The following is a 16,829-nucleotide window of genomic DNA, read 5'->3' as shown; positions in this document are numbered from 1 at the left end:
GTGTGCACGCGCTCGGCATGGCGAACGCTGCAGGGTGCCGCGCTGCGATTCAGCCCGGCGCGGCGACCTGCAGTTCCGGCTCGCGCTGCATTCGGCGTTGCAGGCCACGCAGCAGGACCCAGGCCACCAGCGAGACGGCGACCATCACATAGCCGACCCTGTCGAAATGCTGCAGCCTGCCGTCGGCGCCAACGCTGACGATGTGCCCGGCGATCAGCGATGCCAGGCCGCCGGACAGCTGCTGCACGGAGGCGCCGATGGCGTTGAAGGCGCCGCGCTGCGCCACCGACGGTACCGAGGCAGCCAGCGCCTGGAACGGGATCATGCGCGAGAAGATCGCCGCGAACAGCAGCACGTTGACCACGATCAGCACCGGCAGCGACGCCCGGACCAGGTGGGTGTAGACCAGCACCATGACGATCGAGGCGAGCGTACCGAAGGTGAACACGCGCAGGATGCCGAAGCTGTCGGTCGCGCGGCCGATCATCGGGCCGAACACGATCGCGCACAGCCCGGTGATCAGGTAGATGGTGGGCAGGCTGTGCAGGTCGATGCCGAGGTTGCCGACGATGAAGGCGCTACCGAACGGCATCAGCATGAAGCCGCCGATGCTCAACAGCGCGGTCGCCGCGAACGCGGGCAGGTGCCGAGGCACGGCGAAGGTGTGCAGCAGGTGCCGCCATGCGCCGTGTTCGCGCGGCGCATGCAGGTGGTCGGTGACCGGCTGCAGCCGCCAGGCCACGACCAGGCCGGCGAGCAGGCCGAGCCCGGCCATCGCCAGGAACGGCGCATGCCAGTCCCAGCGGTTGGACAGGGACAGGCCGATGGGGATGCCCAGCACCTGGCTGGCCGCGAAGGCGGTCTGGATCAGGCCCATCACCCGGCCGCGCTGCTGCGCGGGAAACCGGTCGGCGGCGATGGCCAGCACCACCGAGCCGATCACGCCACCGAACAGGCCGGTGACGATGCGCGCCAGCAGCAGGCTGTGGAAGCTCTGCGCCAGGCCGCACCACGCGGTGCCGACGACGAAGCCGGCGTAGAAGAACAGCAGGATCCTTTTGCGGTCGAAGCGGTCGGCGAAGCCGGCGGTCAGCAGTCCGGAAATGGCGGCACTGAACGCGTACGCGGAGACCACCAGCCCGAACTGGGCCGGGCCGATACGCAGCGCCGGCATGATCGTCGCGCCCAGCGGCGACATCAGCATGAAGTCGAGGATGACGGCGAACTGCAGGAACGCCAGCATGCCCGCCACCGCCTTCTGGTAGCCGGTGAAACCCGGCGGGGACGCCGCGGCCGCGGCGCTCATGCCGGCTCCCCGCGGCGCAGCGTGATCGCATGCTCCGGGCAGGCGGCCACGCACAGGCCGCAGCCACGGCAGGCGTCGGCGTTCGGCGTATAAGCCACGCGCATGCCGTGCACGCGCAGCTTGAACCGGTGCAGCAGGCCCAGGCGGCGATAGTGTGGCGCGTCGATGCGGCGCAGTTCGAACACCTGCTCCGGGCACACCGCGACGCAATCGCCCTTGCCCTCGCAGCGCGTCAAGTCGACGCTCGGCTGCACCGCGCCCGGCGCCTGCCGGCACACCGTCATCGCATCGTGCAATGGCTTCACTGGCGTTCGCCCCGGTGCCGGCGGCGATGCATGGCGTGCTTGAACTGCTCGCGCTCTTCCGGCGTCATCGCCTGCCATTTCTCCCAGTGGCGGTGCCTGTGCCAGCCACCGTGCCCGCGGAATCCGCCGAACAGAATGCGGCTGAGCACCAGCAATCCCACCGCATGTGGATAGTCGATCGGGTGCGCGCCGCTCACGGCGAACGGCACGACCGCATTCCACAGCAGCATGACCACCGCGCCGAGGACGGCCAGCGCCGCCAGCACGAACACCGCCTTGCCCAGATATCTCGCTTTGAATGCCATCTTGTTCACTCCTTCAGAATTCGAGTTCGTCGTAAGCCGTTTGCAGGCGCGCGCGCAGGTACAGCACGGCGTAGCGCTTGCGCGCCAACAAGGTGTTGATCGCGATGCCGCTGTCGGCGGCCATCTGCTTGAAACTGCGCCCCTCGAACTCGTGGGCCACGAACACCTCGCTCTGGTTTTCCGGCAATTCGTCCAGCGCCTGCTGCAAGGCCAGCAGCAAGCGCGTGCGCGCATATGCGGCGTCCGGCCCGCCGCCAGGCGCCGGCAGCGCCAGATCCAGGCGCAGCGTGTCGTCGTCGTCGGCAACGTCGGCGCCCTCGTCGAGATGCCTGTCCGGCGGCTGCGCCTGGCGCTTGCGGAAGCGATCGATGATGCGGTTGCGCGCGACCTGGAACAACCAGGCGCTGGCCTGCTCGATCGGCGCGGGAAGCCGGTAGGCCTGCACGAACTCGGAGAGCACGTCCTGCAGGATGTCCTCGGCCTCGGCGCGGTCGAGCACGCGGCGGCGGATGAAGTTGCCGAGCCTGGAGCGCTCGCGCAGGACCGTCGCGGCGATGGCGCGGTCGGTCTCGGGCGCTGGGTTCGATGGGCTCATGCTGTTGCAGACGTGGCAGCGCGGTCGATATTGTGCCGACGACGGGTTTTTTTTTGCGCTGCGCCGATTCGCCGCCGCACGGCGGCCCTGTGGGGCCCGACCGACATGGCCCAGGCAGGCGCCTGCGCCGGCGCGGCCGCTGTCTCCGCATCGCCGCGCCGATGGCGCTATGCTGGCCCGATTCCTGGGAGGGACGATGGACACCACCGCCTACGCGCGCCCGATCGACCGCTATTTCGCCAGCTATTCCGACGATCACCGCAATGCCGCCAACCAGCGCCTGCATGTGCTCGCGGTGCCGGCGAACCTGTGGTCGGTGATGGCGCTGCTGTGGTGCATTCCGGGCGGCGGCAGCTGGTTCCAGAGCGGGCTGTGGGCGGCACTGGGCATGTTCGCGGCGTGGATGTTCTACAACCGGCTGTCGCGGCCGCTGGGCTACGGCATGCTGGCGGCGTTCTTCTTCTGCGGCTGCCTGTGCCGGCTGCTGGAGGCGCGGCTCGGCCTGCACGGCCTGCTATGGCTGGCCGTGGGCGTGTTCGTGGTGGCCTGGATCGCGCAGTTCGTCGGGCACAAGCTGGAAGGCCACAAGCCCAGCTTCCTCACCGACCTGGTGTCCCTGCTGATCGGGCCGGCCTGGGTGCTGGCCAAGCTCTATCGGCGCATGCACTGGCGCTACTGAGCCAGGCGCTGCGCCGCGCGGCGCCCGCGCCTCAGCGCGGCATGCCCAGCATCGCCGCATCCAGGGCGAAGGCGCGCGGCGCGTAGCCGAAATCGCGCTGCGCCGGCGCCAGGTCGAACACCAGGTCCTCGCCCATGCGCTGCAGCGCGGCGCGGTTCATGCCGCGCAGGCGGCCGCCGGCATGGGCGATGCGCAGGGCCAGCGCGAAGACCGCGTGCGGCAACGGCAGCAGCCGCGCCGGCGGCTGCAATGCGGCCAGGACCCGCCGCACCATCTCGCGATAGCTGAGCACTTCGCCGCCGCCCAGCGCATAGCTGCGGCCGTGCGTGGCCGGATGCGCCAGCACCGCCAGCGCCGCGTCGGCCAGGTCCTGCACGTGCACCGGCTGACGCAGGCCGCGCGCGCTGCGCGGCAGCACGAACCAGCCGCTGCGCCGCGCCAGCGTCGCGATCGCGCTCAGCGTGCGGTCGCGGCCGGCGCCGTAAACGAGCGTCGGACGCAGCACGGTGGCCGCGGCGCCGCGTGCGGCCGCAGCGGCGAACAAGGCGGCCTCGGCCTCGCGCAGGCGCCGCGCGACATCGCGTTCGGCCGCATCCAGCGAATCGCGCTTGACCTCCAGGCTGGTGGAACCGAACGCGACCACGCGCGGCGCCTGCAGCGGCGTGCGCCGGTACCAGTCGGCGAACGCATCCAGCGGGCCGCAGCTGAAGAGCGCCTCGGCCTGCACCGGCGGTGCCCGCAGCATGCTCAGTTCGCCAAGGTGCCAATGCAGGCCGTCGCGCGGCGCTTGCGGCGTGCGCGAGAACGCATGCACCTGCCAGCCGGCGGCCAGCAAACCGTGCAGCAGGCGCTCGCCGATCTGGCCGCTGCCGCCGAACAGCAGCGCCACGCGTGCTCCCGCCGTGGGCGTAAGCGTCGTGGAGGCGGCAGCGGCGACAGGAGGCGCATCGGTCATCGCGCAAGCATAGCGAGCGCGCGGCGCCACGCCCAATGCCGCGGCTGCGGCGCGCTCGCAAGCGCATCACCCGGGCCACGCTAGGCTGAAGCAATGACCTTGCATGCGCCGACCACCATCGCAGGCCAGCGCCGCGGTGCGCCTGTTACACTCGGGCTCCTGCTCGCGAATCTCGTATTCCCTGCATGATCCCCGTTCTGGACATCCTGCTGGCCTTGCCGTTCCTGATGGCGGCGGCCGTCATCGCCCTGCGCCATCGTTCGCGCGCCACGCTGGCCTGGGTCGCCGCGGCGGCGCCGCTGGCCGGGCTGGTCCTGCTCGGCACGCTGACCCCGACCGTGCTCGGTGGCGGCATCGTGCGCGCCGACCACGCCTGGCTGCCGCAGATCGGGCTGCAGTTCTCGCTGCGCCTGGATGGACTGGCGTGGATGTTCGCCGGGCTGGTGCTGGCGATCGGCGCGCTGGTGGTGATGTACGCGCATTACTACCTCGGCGCGCGCGAGAACGCGGCGCGCTTCTACGGCTACCTGCTGCTGTTCATGGGCGCGATGCTGGGCATGGTCATCGCCGGCAATCTGCTGCTGTTGATGGTGTTCTGGGAACTGACCAGCATCAGCTCGTTCCTGCTGATCGGGTTCTGGTCGCATCGCCAGGATGCGCGCGACGGCGCGCGCATGGCGCTGCTGATCACCGGCGGCGGTGGCCTGGCGCTGCTCGGCGGCGTGCTGCTGCTGGGGCGCATCGTCGGCAGCTACCAGCTCGATGCGGTGCTCGCCGCTGGCGATGCGATCCGCGCCAGCGCGCTGTATCCGTGGGCGCTGGGGCTGATCCTGCTCGGCATCTTCACCAAGAGTGCGCAGTTCCCGTTCCATTTCTGGCTGCCGCATGCGATGGCCGCGCCGACGCCGGTGTCGGCGTATCTGCACTCGGCGACGATGGTCAAGGCCGGCGTGTTCCTGCTGGCGCGGCTGCATCCGGCGCTGGCCGGCAGCGACCTGTTCTTCTACACGGTCAGCGGCATCGGCGCGGTCACGCTGCTGGTCGGCGCCTGGTACGCGATCTTCCAGCACGACCTGAAGGGTTTGCTGGCGTATTCGACGATCTCGCACCTGGGCCTGATCACCATGCTGTTCGGGCTGTCCACGCCGATGGCGGTGGTGGCCGGCGTGTTCCACATCCTCAACCATGCGGTATTCAAGGCCTCGCTGTTCATGGCCGCGGGCATCATCGACCACGAGACGCATACCCGCGACATGCGCCGGCTCGGCAACCTGCGCCGCTGGATGCCGTTCACCAGCGCGCTGGCGATCATCGCCTCGCTGTCGATGGCCGGCATCCCGCTGCTCAACGGCTTCCTGTCCAAGGAGATGTTCTTCGCGCAGGCGCTGGACGCCGACGGCCCGGTGGCGATGCGCGTGTTCACCGCCACCGCGGCGCTGCTGGCCGGCGTGTTCGGCGTCGCCTACAGCCTGCGCTTCGTCTACGAGACGTTTTTCGGCAGCGGTCCGCGGCAATTGGACTCCATGCCGCACGAGCCGCCGCGCTGGATGAAGATCCCGGTGGAGATCCTGGTGCTGCTGTGCGTGGCGGTCGGCATCTTCCCGGCGCTGACCGTAGCGCCGGTGCTGCGCAGCGCGGCCGGGGCGATCCTCGGCGACGCGCTGCCCGACTACAGCCTGGCGGTCTGGCACGGCTGGAACGCGCCGCTGGCGATGAGCATCGCCGGCGTGGTCGGCGGCGTGGCGCTGTATTTCGGCCTGCGCCGGCTGACCGCGCTGTATACCGAAGTGCGCCGTTCGCTGGGCAAGCGCGTGTTCCACTGGCAGGTGGACGCGCTGTTCGGCATCGCCGCGCGCTTCACCCGCGTGCTGACCAACGGCAGCCTGCAGCGCAGCCTGCGCTGGCTGCTGCTGAGCGCGGTGCTGGTCGCCGCGGCGCCGTTCGTGGCCGCACCGCCGCTGTGGAGCCAGTGGCCTACGCCGCAGCCGATGCCGCTGCTGGGCTGGGCGCTGTGGCTGCTGATCGTCAGCTGCGCGCTGGCCACGCTGTTCCTGTACCGGCAGCGCCTGCTGGCGGTGCTGGTGATCGGCGGCAGCGGCCTGGGCGTGAGCCTGGTGTTCGTGTTCCTGTCGGCGCCGGACCTGGCGCTGACCCAGCTGCTGGTGGAGATGGTCACCCTGGTGCTGATGCTGCTGGCGATGAACTACCTGCCCAAAGCCTCGCCGATCGAGCCGCAACGCTGGCGCAAGCTGCGCGATGCGGCGCTGGCGATCGCCGCCGGCACCGGCATGGCCTTGCTGGCGTACTCGGTGATGACCCGGCCGGCGACGACGATGGCCGGCGAGCTGTTGCAGCGCGCGCTGCCGGAAGCCTATGGGCGCAACGTGGTCAACGTGATCCTGGTGGATTTCCGCGGCTTCGACACCTTCGGCGAGATCACCGTGTTCGGCATCGCCGCGCTGGTGGTGCATGCGCTGCTGCGGCGCGCGCGGATGGCGCCGGAGAAGGTGATGCCGGGGCCGCCGATCAAACTGCCGGTGCCGGCCGACCTGGCGCAGCTGATGTTCCCGCTGACCCTCACCGTGTCGATCTTCCTGTTCCTGCGCGGCCACAACGCGCCCGGCGGCGGCTTCATCGCCGGCCTGGTGCTGGCGGTGCCGCTACTGATCCAGTACGTGATCCAGGGCGCGGCCTCGGTGGAATCGCGCTTCGGTTTCGACTACATCCGCTGCATCGGCCTGGGCCTGTTGCTGGCCGCGCTCAGCGGCATGGCCTCGATGCTGTTCGGGGTGCCGTTCCTGACCAGCGGCCACTACGCTCTGTCCTTGCCGCTGATCGGCGACATCCCGCTGGCCAGCGCGCTGGGCTTCGATACCGGCGTGTACCTGGTGGTGTTCGGCGGCACCATGCTGACCCTGTCGATGATGGGCACGATCAAACCCTCGCGCACGCGCGAGTCGCAGCGCGGCGAGATCGATCCGGCACAACGTTCGGCCCGCACCGGGGAGATGCGCTGATGGAACTGGCCCTGGCAAGCGCGATCGGCGTGCTGACCGCGGTCGGCGTGTACCTGCTGCTGCGCACGCGCAGCTTCGACGTGATCCTGGGCATGACCGTGCTGTCCTACGCCACCAACCTGCTGATCTTCGCCGGCGGGCGATTGCTGCAGGGCAAGGCGCCGGTGCTGCGCGACGGCGTCGCGCCGACCCTGGCCGAGCACGCCGATCCGCTGCCGCAGGCGCTGGTGCTGACCGCAATCGTGATCGCCTTCGCGATGACCGCGGTCAGCATCGTGCTGGCGATGCGCAGCCGCGGCGACAACCGCAGCGACCACGTCGATGCGCGCGCCGATCACGACGGCGATAGCGCGCGATGAACCATCTGCTGATCCTGCCGATCCTGATCCCGCTGCTCGGCGCCGCCCTGTCGCTGTTCGTCGAGCACCGCCGCTACGGGCGCCACGTGCGCCGCGCCGTGGCCTGGACCGCGATGGCGGCGCTGGCCGCGGCGGTGATCGCGCTGTTCGTGCGCGCCGGCGACGGCCAGGTGCAGGTGTATCTGCTCGGCGACTGGCCATCGCGGCTGGGCATCGCGCTGATGGCCGACCGCCTGTCGGCGTGGATGCTGCTGACCACCACCCTGCTCGCCGCGGCCTGCCTGCTGCACGCCTGCGCCGGCTGGGACCGGCGCGCGCCGCACTTCCACGCGCTGTTCCAGTTCCAGCTGGTCGGCCTCAATGGCGCGTTCCTGACCGGCGATGTGTTCAACCTGTTCGTGTTCTTCGAGGTGATGCTGATCGCCTCCTACGGCCTGCTGCTCAGCGGCGGACGCGGCCTGCGCCTGCGCGTGGGCTTCCACTACGTGGTGTTCAACGTCACTTCCTCCACCCTGTTCCTGATCGCGCTGGGCCTGCTGTACGCGCTGCTCGGCTCGTTGAACATGGCCGAGCTGTCGCAGCGCATCGCGCAGGCGCCGCCGGAGAACCTGCGCCTGATCAAGGCCAGCTTCGGCCTGTTGCTGCTGGTGTTCTGCGCCAAGGCCGCGCTGCTGCCGCTGTACCTGTGGCTGCCGGAAACCTATGCGCGCGCGCCGGCGCCGGTGGCGGCGCTGTTCGTGGTGATGACCAAGGTCGGGTTGTACGCGGTGCTGCGGGTGAGCACGCTGATCCTGGGCAGCCAGGCGCAGGCGCTGGACGGCTATGCGCGCGACTGGCTGCTGTGGCTGGGCATCGGCACGCTGCTGCTGGCCGCGCTCGGGGTGCTGGCCGCGGTGCGCCTGCGGGTGCTGGTCGGCTACCTGGTGATCGTGTCGGCGGCGACGCTGTTCATCGCCTTCGCGTTGGACGCGCCGGGCACGCTCGGCGCCGGCCTGTACTACCTGGCGCACAGCAGCTTCGTCGCCGCGGCGCTGTTCCTGATCGCCGACCTGATCCGGCGCCGCCGCGGCGATGCCAGCGACCGCAAGGAAGTGATCGCGCCGCTGCCGGGCAAGACCGTGCCCGGCGTGCTGTTCCTGATCGCCGCGGTGTCGGTGGCCGGGTTGCCGCCGCTGTCCGGGTTCCTGGCCAAGGTCGCGATCCTGAGCGCGACGCCGGCAGGCAACGTCGCGCCGGTGTGGGCCGCGGTGCTGCTCAGCAGCCTGATGGTGATCATGGGCCTGACCCGCGCCGGCGTGCGCCTGTTCTGGCGCGTGCCGGGCGAGCAGCACGTCGACGACGACGGCATCGAACACGTGCCGCAGCCGCCGCCGCGCAAGGCGCGCGCGCGGCCGCTGGAAACCGCCGCGACGCTGCTGCTGCTCGGCTACGGCGTGGCGATGACCCTCGCCGCCGGGCCGATGCTGCGCTATACCGAGGCCGCCGCCGCGCAGTTGCTGCGTCCGGCCGATTACGCCACCCAACTGCGCGCCACCGCGCCAGTACTGCGGGAGCCCTGACATGCGCCGTCCCTGGTTGCGCCGCCTGTTTCCGTCCTGGCCGCTGAGCATCACCGTCACCGTGTTCTGGCTGCTGATGAGCGACAGCTTCAGCCTGGGCCAGCTGCTGCTGGGCGCGCTGCTGGGTGTGGCGGTACCGCTGTTCGCCGCGCGCCTGGACCGCGAGTTCGCGCGCATCGGCTCGCTGCGCTCGGTGCCGAAGATGCTGTGCGTGGTCGCCTGGGACATCGTGCGCTCCAACGTGGTGGTGGCGCGGCAGGTGCTGGGCCCGGAATCGCGGATCCACCCCGGCTTCATCTGGGTGCCGCTGGACATCGCCAACATCCACGGCATCGCCGCGCTGACCAGCATGATCACGCTGACCCCGGGCACGGTGTCGGCGGCGCTGTCGGACGACCGCAAATATCTGTTGGTGCACGTGCTGCACCTGGACGACGCCGAGACCGTGATCCGGCAGATCAAGACGCGCTACGAAGCGCCCCTGATGGAGATCTTCCCATGACCGGTCACATGTTCATCGAGGGCACCATCGCCGTGTGCATGCATGTGGTGGCATTGGCGATGCTGCTGGCGTTGTGGCGGCTGCTGCGCGGACCGACCGTGCCCGATCGCATCCTGGCGCTGGACACGCTGTCGGTGACCGCGATCGCCGAGCTGATGCTGTTCGGCATGTATCTGGATTCGCCGGTGTACTTCGAAGCGGCGCTGGTCATCGCCATGCTCGGCTTCGGCAGCACCGTGGTGCTGAGCAAGTTCGTCTTGCGCCGGGACATCGTCGAATGATCGGGCTGCTGCAGGTCGGGCTGTCGCTGCTGCTGATCGTCGGCTGCTTCTTCATCCTGCTCGGCGCGCTGGGGCTGGTGAAGCTGTCGGATTTCTTCAAGCGCCTGCACGCACCGACCAAGGCCAGCACCCTGGGCGTGGGCTGCGTGCTGCTGGCCTCGGTCGGCTACCACCTGTTCCTGGGCCAGGACCCGCAACCGCGCGAACTGCTGATCACCGCGTTCCTGTTCATCACCGCGCCGATCAGCGCGCACATGATGGCCAAGGCGGCGCTGTCGCTGATGATGGAGCAGCGGCCACAGGTGCCGGGCAGCAGCGATCATGCCGACAAGGAAGGGCTGCCGCCGACGGCGCAGCAGGACGAGCGCTGAGAATGACGATCGCCGTAATGTTGTGGGAGCGACGACTCCGGCCGCAAGCTGGTCCCCACTTTTCCGGCACCCGAGTCCCGGGTCCCGCCTCACCCCACCAGCACCACTTCCAGCCCGACCCAGGCCAGAAACGCGAGCAGCAGCACCGCGCCTTCGCCGCGGCTGATGCGCATGTCGCCGCGCAGCATCGGATACAGCACCACGCTCAGCGCCACCGCCGCCGGCAGTTCCAGGCGCACGAACGAGGCCGGCAGCGGCAGCGGACGCAGCGCGGCCATGCCGCCGATCACCACCAGCAGGTTGAACAGGCTGGAGCCGAGCACATGCCCGACCACCATGTCGCCCTGCCCGCGCCGCGCCGCAGCGATCGCGGCGGCGACTTCCGGCAGCGCGGTGCCGATCGCGACCGGCAGCAGGCCCACCAGCAGCGGCGACAGGCCCCAGGCGGCGCCGAGCCGCGGCGCCGCATCGACGACGAGTTTGGCGCCGAAGTACAGCAGCACGATTGCGATCAGCAGGCGCAGCAGATTCAGGCCAAGCGCGGTGCGGGTCACCGCATAGCCGGACAGGCCGAGCTGGCGCGTCGCGTTCTCGCTGCGCGCGCGGCGCAGCAGGAATACCACCACGCCGACGAAGCCCAGCAACAACAGCACGCCTTCCAGCCGCGAGATCGCCCCGTCCAGGCCGAAGCCGATCAGCGCCAGCGTCGCCACCGCCAGCACCACCAGCAACGGCGCCAGCATCCGCGTGCGCACCAGCAGCGGCGCCGCCAACGCGGCCAGGGCCAGGGTCAGGCCCAGGTTGGCGATGTTGCTGCCAACCGCGTTGCCCAGCGCCAGGTCCTGCGCGCCGACCACGTAGGCGCGCGCATTGACCGCCAGTTCCGGCAGCGAGGTGCCGAACGCCACCAGCAGCAGGCCGGCGACGAACGGCGAGGCGCCACAGCGCTGCGCCAGGCCTGCGGCCGCCTTGACGATCGAGTCGCCGCCCAAGGCCAGCAGCAGCAGTCCCACCAGCACCAAGCCGATCGCGCTCGCCATCGCCCATCCCCTCGCCATTACGATCCGCGATTCTATGCGCAGCACGGATGATGCGGCCGTCATCGTGGCGATGGCATGGGGCATATGCCCAGGCGGATTCATCGGCGCTGAGCGCCGGCGGCGGCGGCCGCAGCCCGATGGTCGAAGGCCGCCCGGAGTTGCTCTGGACCGAATTGCGGCTAGCTCTGGATGGGTGCCGCTTCGGGAGGCTTCCGGCCATCGGCCCCGGAAGCTACCCGAAACCGTGGGGTCCATCGCGGCGTTCGTCGCGGCTGAAACCGCTCCCACAGGGACTTGTGGCGGGCCGGCTGGATGCACTGTAGGGGGCTTCAGCCCCAACCGCTGCTGCCGAGGTCCGCTCTCTCACCGCAGCACCTGTCGCGGCTGAAGCCGCTCCCACAGGGATGCAGTGCGTCGGCTGGGAGTCCTGTGGGAGCGGCTTCAGCCGCGACGCGCTTCGCCAACCGCGCCTGCTGGTTCAACGGCATCGCGGCTGAAGACAACGGCAATTCGGCTAGGGCGTGTCATCGATTCGCGAGTAGGTCGCGTTGGGTCTGTCAGGTCGCCAGCCGGTGCGACCTTGCCGCCTTCGATGTACTTGTGCGGCCGCTCCTGCGCGCGTCCGGCATACAGCGCGCGCAATTGCGCCAGGTCCATGCCGACCTTGCCACCGCCCGGCGCGGCCTGCTTACGGCACCGCCACAGTTTCGCGCAGCGCCGCAGCGACAACACGCAGCGCCTGTCATCAACGTTTCACCGCCGACGGCCAAGCTTCGCACCTTCCGGTATCGCTGCCATGCCTCCGCGCAAGACCGCTCTCGCCCTCGCGGCACTGCAATCCCATGCCGCGCCGTTGGACATGCGCCAGCGGCGTGTGTTGATCCTGGCCGACGGCCAGCGCAGCGTCGAAGAACTGACCGCATTGGGCGGCAGCAATGCCGCGGCGATCGTGCAGGCGCTGTTGCAGCAGGGCTATCTGGACGATGGCCGCGCCGCCGCCGCCCCGCGCGCGGCGCCGGCGGCGGCGCCAGCGGATCCGCGCCGTGCGCTGCTCAACGCACGCATGTATCTGCTCGACCTGCTGCAATTGCAGCGCCATCCGGCCTCGCGCCCGCTGCAGCAGCAGTTGCGCGACGCGCGCGAGGACGCCGCCACCCTGCAGGCGATCGTCGATGCGCTGCGCGCGATGCCGGAGATGACCTCCGAGCGCTATGCGCAGCGCATCCGCGAGCGCCTGCTGGAAGTGCTGCCGGCGCCGCTGCACGCGGCGCTGGCCGCCGCCTGAGCGCGGCGCGCGCTCAGGGCGCGCGGAAGTGGCGGCGCAGATCCTGCCAGCACTGCTGGTAGTCGCGCTGGCGATGGTCGGCGGCCAACGCCTGCGCGGTCGGGCGCAGCACCGCGCGGGTCTCGAACATGAAGGCCATGCTGTCGGCGATCACGTCCGGCCGCGACAGGTCCGCCTGCGAGGCCTTGTCGAAGGTGGCCGCGTCCGGGCCATGCCCGCTCATGCAGTTGTGCAGCGAGGCGCCGCCGGGCGCGAAGCCTTCGGCCTTGGCGTCGTACACGCCATGCACCAGGCCCATGAACTCGCTGGCCACGTTGCGGTGGAACCATGGCGGGCGGAAGGTGTGCTGCGCCACCAGCCAGCGCGGCGGGAAGATCGCGAAATCCAGGTTGGCGGTGCCCGGCGTGTCGCTGGGCGCGGTGAGCACGGTGAAGATGCTCGGGTCGGGATGATCGAAGCTGATCGAGCCGATGGTGTTGAAGCGGCGCAGATCGTACTTGTACGGTGCGTAGTTGCCGTGCCAGGCCACCACGTCCAGCGGCGAATGCGCGATCGGCGCACGCCACAGGTGGCCCTGGAACTTGGCGATCAGCGCGAAGTCGCCTTCGTCTTCCTCGTAGGCGGCCACCGGGGTCAGGAAATCGCGCGGATTGGCCAGGCCGTTGGCGCCGATCGGCCCCAGGTCGGGCAGCCGCAGCAGCGCGCCGAAGTTCTCGCACACGTAGCCGCGCGCCTGCGCGTCGAGCAGCGCGACGCGCAAGCGCACGCCGCGCGGGATCACCGCGATCTCCTGTGGCTCCAGGTCGAGCGTGCCCAGTTCGGTGCACAGCTGCAGCCGCCCGAGCTGCGGCACGATCAGCAGTTCGGCGTCGGCGTTGTAGAAGAAGCGGCCCTGCATCGAGGCGTTGGCCGCGTACAGATGCACCGCCACGCCGTGCTGCGCGGCGGCCGAGCCGTTGCCGGCCATGGTGTACAGGCCGTCGACGAAATCCACCGGCGCCTGCGGCAGCGGCAGCGGCAGCGGCAGCGGACTCCAGCGCAGTTGGTCCGGCGACACCGGCCCGGCATCGAAGTCGTTGTGGAAACCGCCGGCCTGCGTGTATGCGGCGAACGTGCCATGCACCGCCGCCGGACGGATCCGGTACAGCCAGCTGCGCCGGTTGACGCCGCGCGGTGCGGTGAACGCGGTACCCGACAGCTGCTCGGCGTACAGGCCATGCGCGACGCGCTGCGGCGAGTTCTGCCCCTGCGGCAACGCACCGCGCACGGCCTCGGTGGCGAATGCGTTGCCGAAGCCGGACATGTAGCGATGATGGTCATGCATGCACTTGGCCTTCGCGAGATCAAGCCCCTCTCCCATCGGGAGAGGGGTTGGGGTGAGGGTACGGAGCCGCTATAACGCCGTAAATTAACTGAATCACTGCGTCTGTCGACAGCAGCACATCGTTGTTCCAGAAGCGGACGATTCGCCAGCCTTGCGACTCAAGCCAGCGTGTTCTTGTGGCATCCCCCGGTTCGCTGTGTTGCGAACCATCGAGCTCGACGATCAGCTTCGACGCCACGCAGCAAAAATCGGCGACATAGGGAGGGATGGGATACTGGCGCCGGAACTTGAAGCCTTGCAACTGCCCACCTCTCAGGCAGCTCCACAGTTTGCGTTCGGCGTTGGTCATGGTCCGACGCAGCAGACGTGCGTTTTCCAGTGTTGAGGTAGGGAGCGGCGGTTTGACTCTCATGACCCCACCGTACCCTCACCCCAACCCCTCTCCCGTCGGGAGAGGGGCTTTCGCCGCGTCGGCGCATGTCTGCTTGTCGCGTCAGAGCACGCCGCGCTTCATCTGGTCGCGCTCGATGCTCTCGAACAGCGCCTGGAAGTTGCCTTCGCCAAACCCCTCATTGCCCTTGCGCTGGATGATCTCGAAGAAGATCGGGCCGATGCAGTTCTGGGTGAAGATCTGCAGCAGCTTGCGCTGCTTGGTCTCCGGGTCGGCATCGATCAGGATCCTGTTCCTGGTCAGCCGCGCCACGTCCTCGCCATGGTCGGGGATGCGCTGGTCGATCACCTCGAAATACGCCTCCGGGGTGTCCAGGAATTCCACGCCGGCCGCGCGCATCCGCTCCACGGTTGCGTAGATGTCGTCGGTGAAGCAGGCAATATGCTGGATGCCTTCGCCGTGGTAGGCGTCGAGATATTCGTTGATCTGGCTCTTCGGGTCGGAGGACTCGTTGAGCGGGATGCGCACCACGCCGTCCGGCGCGGTCATCGCCTTGGAGGTCAGCCCGGTCTTGGCGCCCTTGATGTCGAAGTAGCGGATTTCGCGGAAGTTGAACAAGCGCTCGTAATAGTCGGACCAGCGCTGCATGTTGCCGAAATACAGGTTGTGGGTCAGGTGGTCGATGAAGGTCAGGCCGAAGCCGGCCGGATGCGGCTCGGCACCGGGCAGCGGCTCGAACTCGGCGTACACCGAACCCTTTTCGCCATAGCGGTCGACCAGGTACAGCATGCAGTCGCCGATGCCCTTGACCACCGGCGCCGGCACCGCGCGCGCGTCGGCCTTGTCGGCGATGGCCTCGCCGCCGTTCTCCAGCACCCTGGCGAACACGTCCTCGGCCGGATGCCGGAAGCGGATCGCGAAGCCGCAGGCGCAGGGACCGTGCGCGGCGGCGAAATCGGCGGCGAACGAATCCGGGTCCTCGTTGACCAGGAAATTGACCCCGCCCTGCCGGTACACGGTGATCGCGCGGCGGCGATGGCGCAGCACCGCGCTGAAGCCCATGCTGCGGAAATAGGCGTGCAACTGTCCGCCCTGGCCGGCGGGCGCGGCGAACTCGACGAATTCGAAACCGTCGATGCCCATCGGGTTCTCGAACGTGGTGACCTGCATGCCCAGGTTGGCCGGCTGGGACGGATACTGCGGTTGTGCGCTCATGGCTCGTCTCCTGGGGCGCGCGGGCAGCGCCCGGCCGAAATTTCGGATGCGGACGGACGCCAGACTCGCGAGAATGGACAGTAGCTCTCCCCGTTATAGTTACATATGAAACCACAAGCAAGGTGCAATGCAGCATGACGCCGATCACCCCCGCCGCCCCGCCCGCCCCCGAGCAGCCTTCGCTGGACCTGGAGCAGTTCCTGCCCTACCGCATCAGCGTGCTGTCCAACCGGATCAGCAGCAATATCGCCCGCGTCTACGGCGAGCGCTACGGCATGGCGGTGACCGAATGGCGGGCGATGGCGGTGCTGGCGCTGTCCCCGGGACTGTCGGCCGGCGAAGTGTCCGAGCGCACCGCGATGGACAAGGTGGCGGTGAGCCGCGCGGTGGCGCGCCTGCTGGAACGCGGCTTCATCCAGCGCGAGACCCATGGCGACGACCGCCGCCGCTCGGTGCTGCACCTGTCGGCCGCGGGGGTGGAGGTCTACCAGGTGGTCGCGCCGATGGTGCTGGAATGCGAGCGCCGCCTGCTGGCGCCGTTCAGCGAGGAAGAGCAGCGCCTGCTGAACCGGCTGATCGACCGCCTGGCCGCCGAGGGGCTGCCGAGCATGACTGGCAAGTGAGGCGAGACCTCCGCGTTGCGCACGGCGGAGGGCGATGCAGGTGCAGCACCTGTGGGAGCCCAGCCGCTCCCATAGGGAGCTGCCATTGGCGCTGCGAACACGCTTACGTCTGCGGCGGCGCCCACTGCTTGAGGAAGTCGAAGAACTTCTTGCGGTCGTAGCCCTTGCCCTTCTCCAGCTCGCCGGTGAACTGCGAGTGCAGCAGCTTGCCGTCGGCATCCAGCACCAGCAGGTGCGGGTAGGCCTCGATCTTCGGGTACTGGGCCAGGAACGCTTCGTTCTTGTTGTCGTCGCTGTAGTTGACCTTGACCCACACGTAGTTGGCGTCGCGGAAGCTGCGCACCTCGGCGTCGCCCTCGATGAAGTCATCGAGGATGTGGCACCACGAACACCACTCGCCGCCCACGTCGAGCAGGATGCGCTTGCCGCCGCGCTTGGCTTCCACCTCGGCCGTTTCCAGGTCGTTGGCTGGATCGCGGTTCGGATCGAACTGCGCGCCCAGGGCCGCGGCCGCGGCCACGTCGGCGGCGGCAGGCGTGTTGCCCGAGGCCACCGGCTGGTTCGGATCGGCCACCGGCGGCTTCTGCACCGAGGTGTCCAGCGGCTTGGCCGGCGCCTGTTCCGGTTCCGGCGCGGCGCCCTTGCCGCAACCGCCCAGCGCCAGCATCAGCGCCGCAGCGCGGCCTATCGTCTTGATCGTCTTGTTCGACATTGCGA

General features: G+C 69.3%; 19 protein-coding genes and 1 pseudogene. 9 read left to right on the top strand and 11 right to left on the bottom strand.

The annotated features are described in order from the left end of the window. Positions 1 to 49: 49 nt before the first annotated feature. The 4 genes from FZ025_RS11440 to FZ025_RS11425 are packed head-to-tail and all read right to left on the bottom strand — an operon-like array spanning position 50 to position 2,511. Positions 50 to 1,306 (bottom strand): MFS transporter, encoded by a 1,257-nt coding sequence (locus tag FZ025_RS11440; RefSeq protein WP_046977837.1) that lies wholly within the window; start codon positions 1,304 to 1,306, stop codon positions 50 to 52. Next, on the bottom strand, positions 1,303 to 1,611 hold the full coding sequence (locus tag FZ025_RS11435) for a 4Fe-4S dicluster domain-containing protein (protein ID WP_208803618.1): 309 nt from the start codon (positions 1,609 to 1,611) through the stop codon (positions 1,303 to 1,305). Before FZ025_RS11435 ends, FZ025_RS11440 begins: the two co-directional genes overlap by 4 nt. Continuing rightward, complete coding sequence (locus FZ025_RS11430; RefSeq protein WP_208803616.1) at positions 1,608 to 1,925, bottom strand: hypothetical protein; 318 nt, start codon at positions 1,923 to 1,925, stop codon at positions 1,608 to 1,610. Before FZ025_RS11430 ends, FZ025_RS11435 begins: the two co-directional genes overlap by 4 nt. 4 nt (positions 1,926 to 1,929) lie before the next feature. After that, entirely contained in the window at positions 1,930 to 2,511 is a 582-nt protein-coding gene (locus tag FZ025_RS11425; RefSeq protein WP_046977840.1) for an RNA polymerase sigma factor, read from the bottom strand. Between the two features lie 196 nt (positions 2,512 to 2,707). On the opposite strand from FZ025_RS11425, the gene FZ025_RS11420 reads away from it, so the two are divergent. Continuing rightward, on the top strand, positions 2,708 to 3,190 hold the full coding sequence (locus tag FZ025_RS11420) for an Mpo1 family 2-hydroxy fatty acid dioxygenase (RefSeq protein WP_046977841.1): 483 nt from the start codon (positions 2,708 to 2,710) through the stop codon (positions 3,188 to 3,190). A 31-nt stretch (positions 3,191 to 3,221) separates the two neighbouring features. Here FZ025_RS11420 and FZ025_RS11415 read toward each other — a convergent pair whose 3' ends face one another. After that, positions 3,222 to 4,145, bottom strand: a complete 924-nt coding sequence (locus FZ025_RS11415; protein WP_046977842.1) for an SDR family oxidoreductase — start codon at positions 4,143 to 4,145, stop codon at positions 3,222 to 3,224. A gap of 185 nt (positions 4,146 to 4,330) precedes the next feature. On the opposite strand from FZ025_RS11415, the gene FZ025_RS11410 reads away from it, so the two are divergent. From FZ025_RS11410 to FZ025_RS11385, 6 genes are read left to right on the top strand one after another with little or no spacing between them, the layout of a single operon-like run. Continuing rightward, a complete protein-coding gene (locus tag FZ025_RS11410; protein WP_046977843.1) occupies positions 4,331 to 7,162 on the top strand; it encodes a monovalent cation/H+ antiporter subunit A in 2,832 nt (943 codons plus the stop codon). After that, positions 7,162 to 7,521 carry a Na+/H+ antiporter subunit C gene (locus FZ025_RS11405; protein WP_046977844.1) on the top strand — a complete coding sequence of 120 codons (360 nt, stop codon included), beginning with the start codon at positions 7,162 to 7,164 and terminating at the stop codon, positions 7,519 to 7,521. Before FZ025_RS11410 ends, FZ025_RS11405 begins: the two co-directional genes overlap by 1 nt. After that, complete coding sequence (locus tag FZ025_RS11400; RefSeq protein WP_046977845.1) at positions 7,518 to 9,080, top strand: monovalent cation/H+ antiporter subunit D; 1,563 nt, start codon at positions 7,518 to 7,520, stop codon at positions 9,078 to 9,080. Before FZ025_RS11405 ends, FZ025_RS11400 begins: the two co-directional genes overlap by 4 nt. A 1-nt stretch (position 9,081) precedes the next feature. Then, a complete protein-coding gene (locus FZ025_RS11395) occupies positions 9,082 to 9,582 on the top strand; it encodes a Na+/H+ antiporter subunit E (protein WP_046977846.1) in 501 nt (166 codons plus the stop codon). Further along, entirely contained in the window at positions 9,579 to 9,863 is a 285-nt protein-coding gene (locus tag FZ025_RS11390) for a K+/H+ antiporter subunit F (RefSeq protein WP_046977847.1), read from the top strand. Before FZ025_RS11395 ends, FZ025_RS11390 begins: the two co-directional genes overlap by 4 nt. Beyond that, positions 9,860 to 10,234 (top strand): Na+/H+ antiporter subunit G, encoded by a 375-nt coding sequence (locus FZ025_RS11385; protein WP_046977848.1) that lies wholly within the window; start codon positions 9,860 to 9,862, stop codon positions 10,232 to 10,234. Before FZ025_RS11390 ends, FZ025_RS11385 begins: the two co-directional genes overlap by 4 nt. 89 nt (positions 10,235 to 10,323) lie before the next feature. On the opposite strand, the gene FZ025_RS11380 is transcribed toward FZ025_RS11385, so the two are convergent. Beyond that, the gene (locus FZ025_RS11380) at positions 10,324 to 11,274 is read right to left on the bottom strand and encodes a calcium/sodium antiporter (RefSeq protein ID WP_046977849.1); all 951 of its coding nucleotides are present in this window, start codon (positions 11,272 to 11,274) and stop codon (positions 10,324 to 10,326) included. Positions 11,275 to 11,859: 585 nt separating this feature from the next. Continuing rightward, a pseudogene (locus FZ025_RS11375) lies at positions 11,860 to 11,964 on the bottom strand (lectin); the annotation flags it as partial. Between the two features lie 106 nt (positions 11,965 to 12,070). Between FZ025_RS11375 and FZ025_RS11370 the strand changes: the two are divergent. Next, entirely contained in the window at positions 12,071 to 12,559 is a 489-nt protein-coding gene (locus FZ025_RS11370) for a hypothetical protein (RefSeq protein ID WP_046977850.1), read from the top strand. Positions 12,560 to 12,572: 13 nt separating this feature from the next. Here FZ025_RS11370 and hmgA read toward each other — a convergent pair whose 3' ends face one another. The 3 genes from hmgA to hppD all read right to left on the bottom strand — a co-directional run bounded on the left by hmgA (position 12,573) and on the right by hppD (position 15,489). Then, positions 12,573 to 13,883 carry a homogentisate 1,2-dioxygenase gene (hmgA, locus tag FZ025_RS11365; RefSeq protein WP_046977851.1) on the bottom strand — a complete coding sequence of 437 codons (1,311 nt, stop codon included), beginning with the start codon at positions 13,881 to 13,883 and terminating at the stop codon, positions 12,573 to 12,575. A gap of 19 nt (positions 13,884 to 13,902) precedes the next feature. Next, complete coding sequence (locus FZ025_RS11360) at positions 13,903 to 14,232, bottom strand: endonuclease domain-containing protein (protein ID WP_244292357.1); 330 nt, start codon at positions 14,230 to 14,232, stop codon at positions 13,903 to 13,905. A gap of 144 nt (positions 14,233 to 14,376) precedes the next feature. Next, a complete protein-coding gene (gene hppD, locus FZ025_RS11355) occupies positions 14,377 to 15,489 on the bottom strand; it encodes a 4-hydroxyphenylpyruvate dioxygenase (RefSeq protein WP_046982228.1) in 1,113 nt (370 codons plus the stop codon). Positions 15,490 to 15,623: 134 nt separating this feature from the next. Between hppD and FZ025_RS11350 the strand changes: the two genes are divergently transcribed. Further along, positions 15,624 to 16,112, top strand: a complete 489-nt coding sequence (locus FZ025_RS11350) for a MarR family winged helix-turn-helix transcriptional regulator (RefSeq protein WP_104558492.1) — start codon at positions 15,624 to 15,626, stop codon at positions 16,110 to 16,112. A gap of 103 nt (positions 16,113 to 16,215) precedes the next feature. Here FZ025_RS11350 and FZ025_RS11345 read toward each other — a convergent pair whose 3' ends face one another. Next, positions 16,216 to 16,824, bottom strand: coding sequence for a thioredoxin family protein (locus FZ025_RS11345; RefSeq protein ID WP_046978779.1), 609 nt, complete (start codon positions 16,822 to 16,824; stop codon positions 16,216 to 16,218). Positions 16,825 to 16,829: the final 5 nt, after the last annotated feature.

Source organism: Xanthomonas hyacinthi (genome assembly GCF_009769165.1).
In the GTDB taxonomy this organism is placed as follows: domain Bacteria; phylum Pseudomonadota; class Gammaproteobacteria; order Xanthomonadales; family Xanthomonadaceae; genus Xanthomonas_A; species Xanthomonas_A hyacinthi.
The sequence above is the reverse complement of the archived record's forward strand: the minus strand, read 5'-3'. Positions and strand labels throughout refer to the sequence as shown.

Bases quoted from the DNA above. Each gene is read 5' to 3' on its own strand.
- FZ025_RS11440 (WP_046977837.1), bottom strand. From the start codon at position 1,306: ATGAGCGCCGCGGCCGCGGCGTCCCCGCCGGGTTTCACCGGCTACCAG.
- FZ025_RS11425 (WP_046977840.1), bottom strand. From the start codon at position 2,511: ATGAGCCCATCGAACCCAGCGCCCGAGACCGACCGCGCCATCGCCGCG.
- FZ025_RS11420 (WP_046977841.1), top strand. From the start codon at position 2,708: ATGGACACCACCGCCTACGCGCGCCCGATCGACCGCTATTTCGCCAGC.
- FZ025_RS11415 (WP_046977842.1), bottom strand. From the start codon at position 4,145: ATGACCGATGCGCCTCCTGTCGCCGCTGCCGCCTCCACGACGCTTACG.
- FZ025_RS11410 (WP_046977843.1), top strand. From the start codon at position 4,331: ATGATCCCCGTTCTGGACATCCTGCTGGCCTTGCCGTTCCTGATGGCG.
- FZ025_RS11405 (WP_046977844.1), top strand. From the start codon at position 7,162: ATGGAACTGGCCCTGGCAAGCGCGATCGGCGTGCTGACCGCGGTCGGC.
- FZ025_RS11400 (WP_046977845.1), top strand. From the start codon at position 7,518: ATGAACCATCTGCTGATCCTGCCGATCCTGATCCCGCTGCTCGGCGCC.
- FZ025_RS11395 (WP_046977846.1), top strand. From the start codon at position 9,082: ATGCGCCGTCCCTGGTTGCGCCGCCTGTTTCCGTCCTGGCCGCTGAGC.
- FZ025_RS11390 (WP_046977847.1), top strand. From the start codon at position 9,579: ATGACCGGTCACATGTTCATCGAGGGCACCATCGCCGTGTGCATGCAT.
- FZ025_RS11385 (WP_046977848.1), top strand. From the start codon at position 9,860: ATGATCGGGCTGCTGCAGGTCGGGCTGTCGCTGCTGCTGATCGTCGGC.
- FZ025_RS11380 (WP_046977849.1), bottom strand. From the start codon at position 11,274: ATGGCGAGCGCGATCGGCTTGGTGCTGGTGGGACTGCTGCTGCTGGCC.
- FZ025_RS11370 (WP_046977850.1), top strand. From the start codon at position 12,071: ATGCCTCCGCGCAAGACCGCTCTCGCCCTCGCGGCACTGCAATCCCAT.
- hmgA (WP_046977851.1), bottom strand. From the start codon at position 13,883: ATGCATGACCATCATCGCTACATGTCCGGCTTCGGCAACGCATTCGCC.
- FZ025_RS11360 (WP_244292357.1), bottom strand. From the start codon at position 14,232: ATGACCAACGCCGAACGCAAACTGTGGAGCTGCCTGAGAGGTGGGCAG.
- hppD (WP_046982228.1), bottom strand. From the start codon at position 15,489: ATGAGCGCACAACCGCAGTATCCGTCCCAGCCGGCCAACCTGGGCATG.
- FZ025_RS11350 (WP_104558492.1), top strand. From the start codon at position 15,624: ATGACGCCGATCACCCCCGCCGCCCCGCCCGCCCCCGAGCAGCCTTCG.
- FZ025_RS11345 (WP_046978779.1), bottom strand. From the start codon at position 16,824: ATGTCGAACAAGACGATCAAGACGATAGGCCGCGCTGCGGCGCTGATG.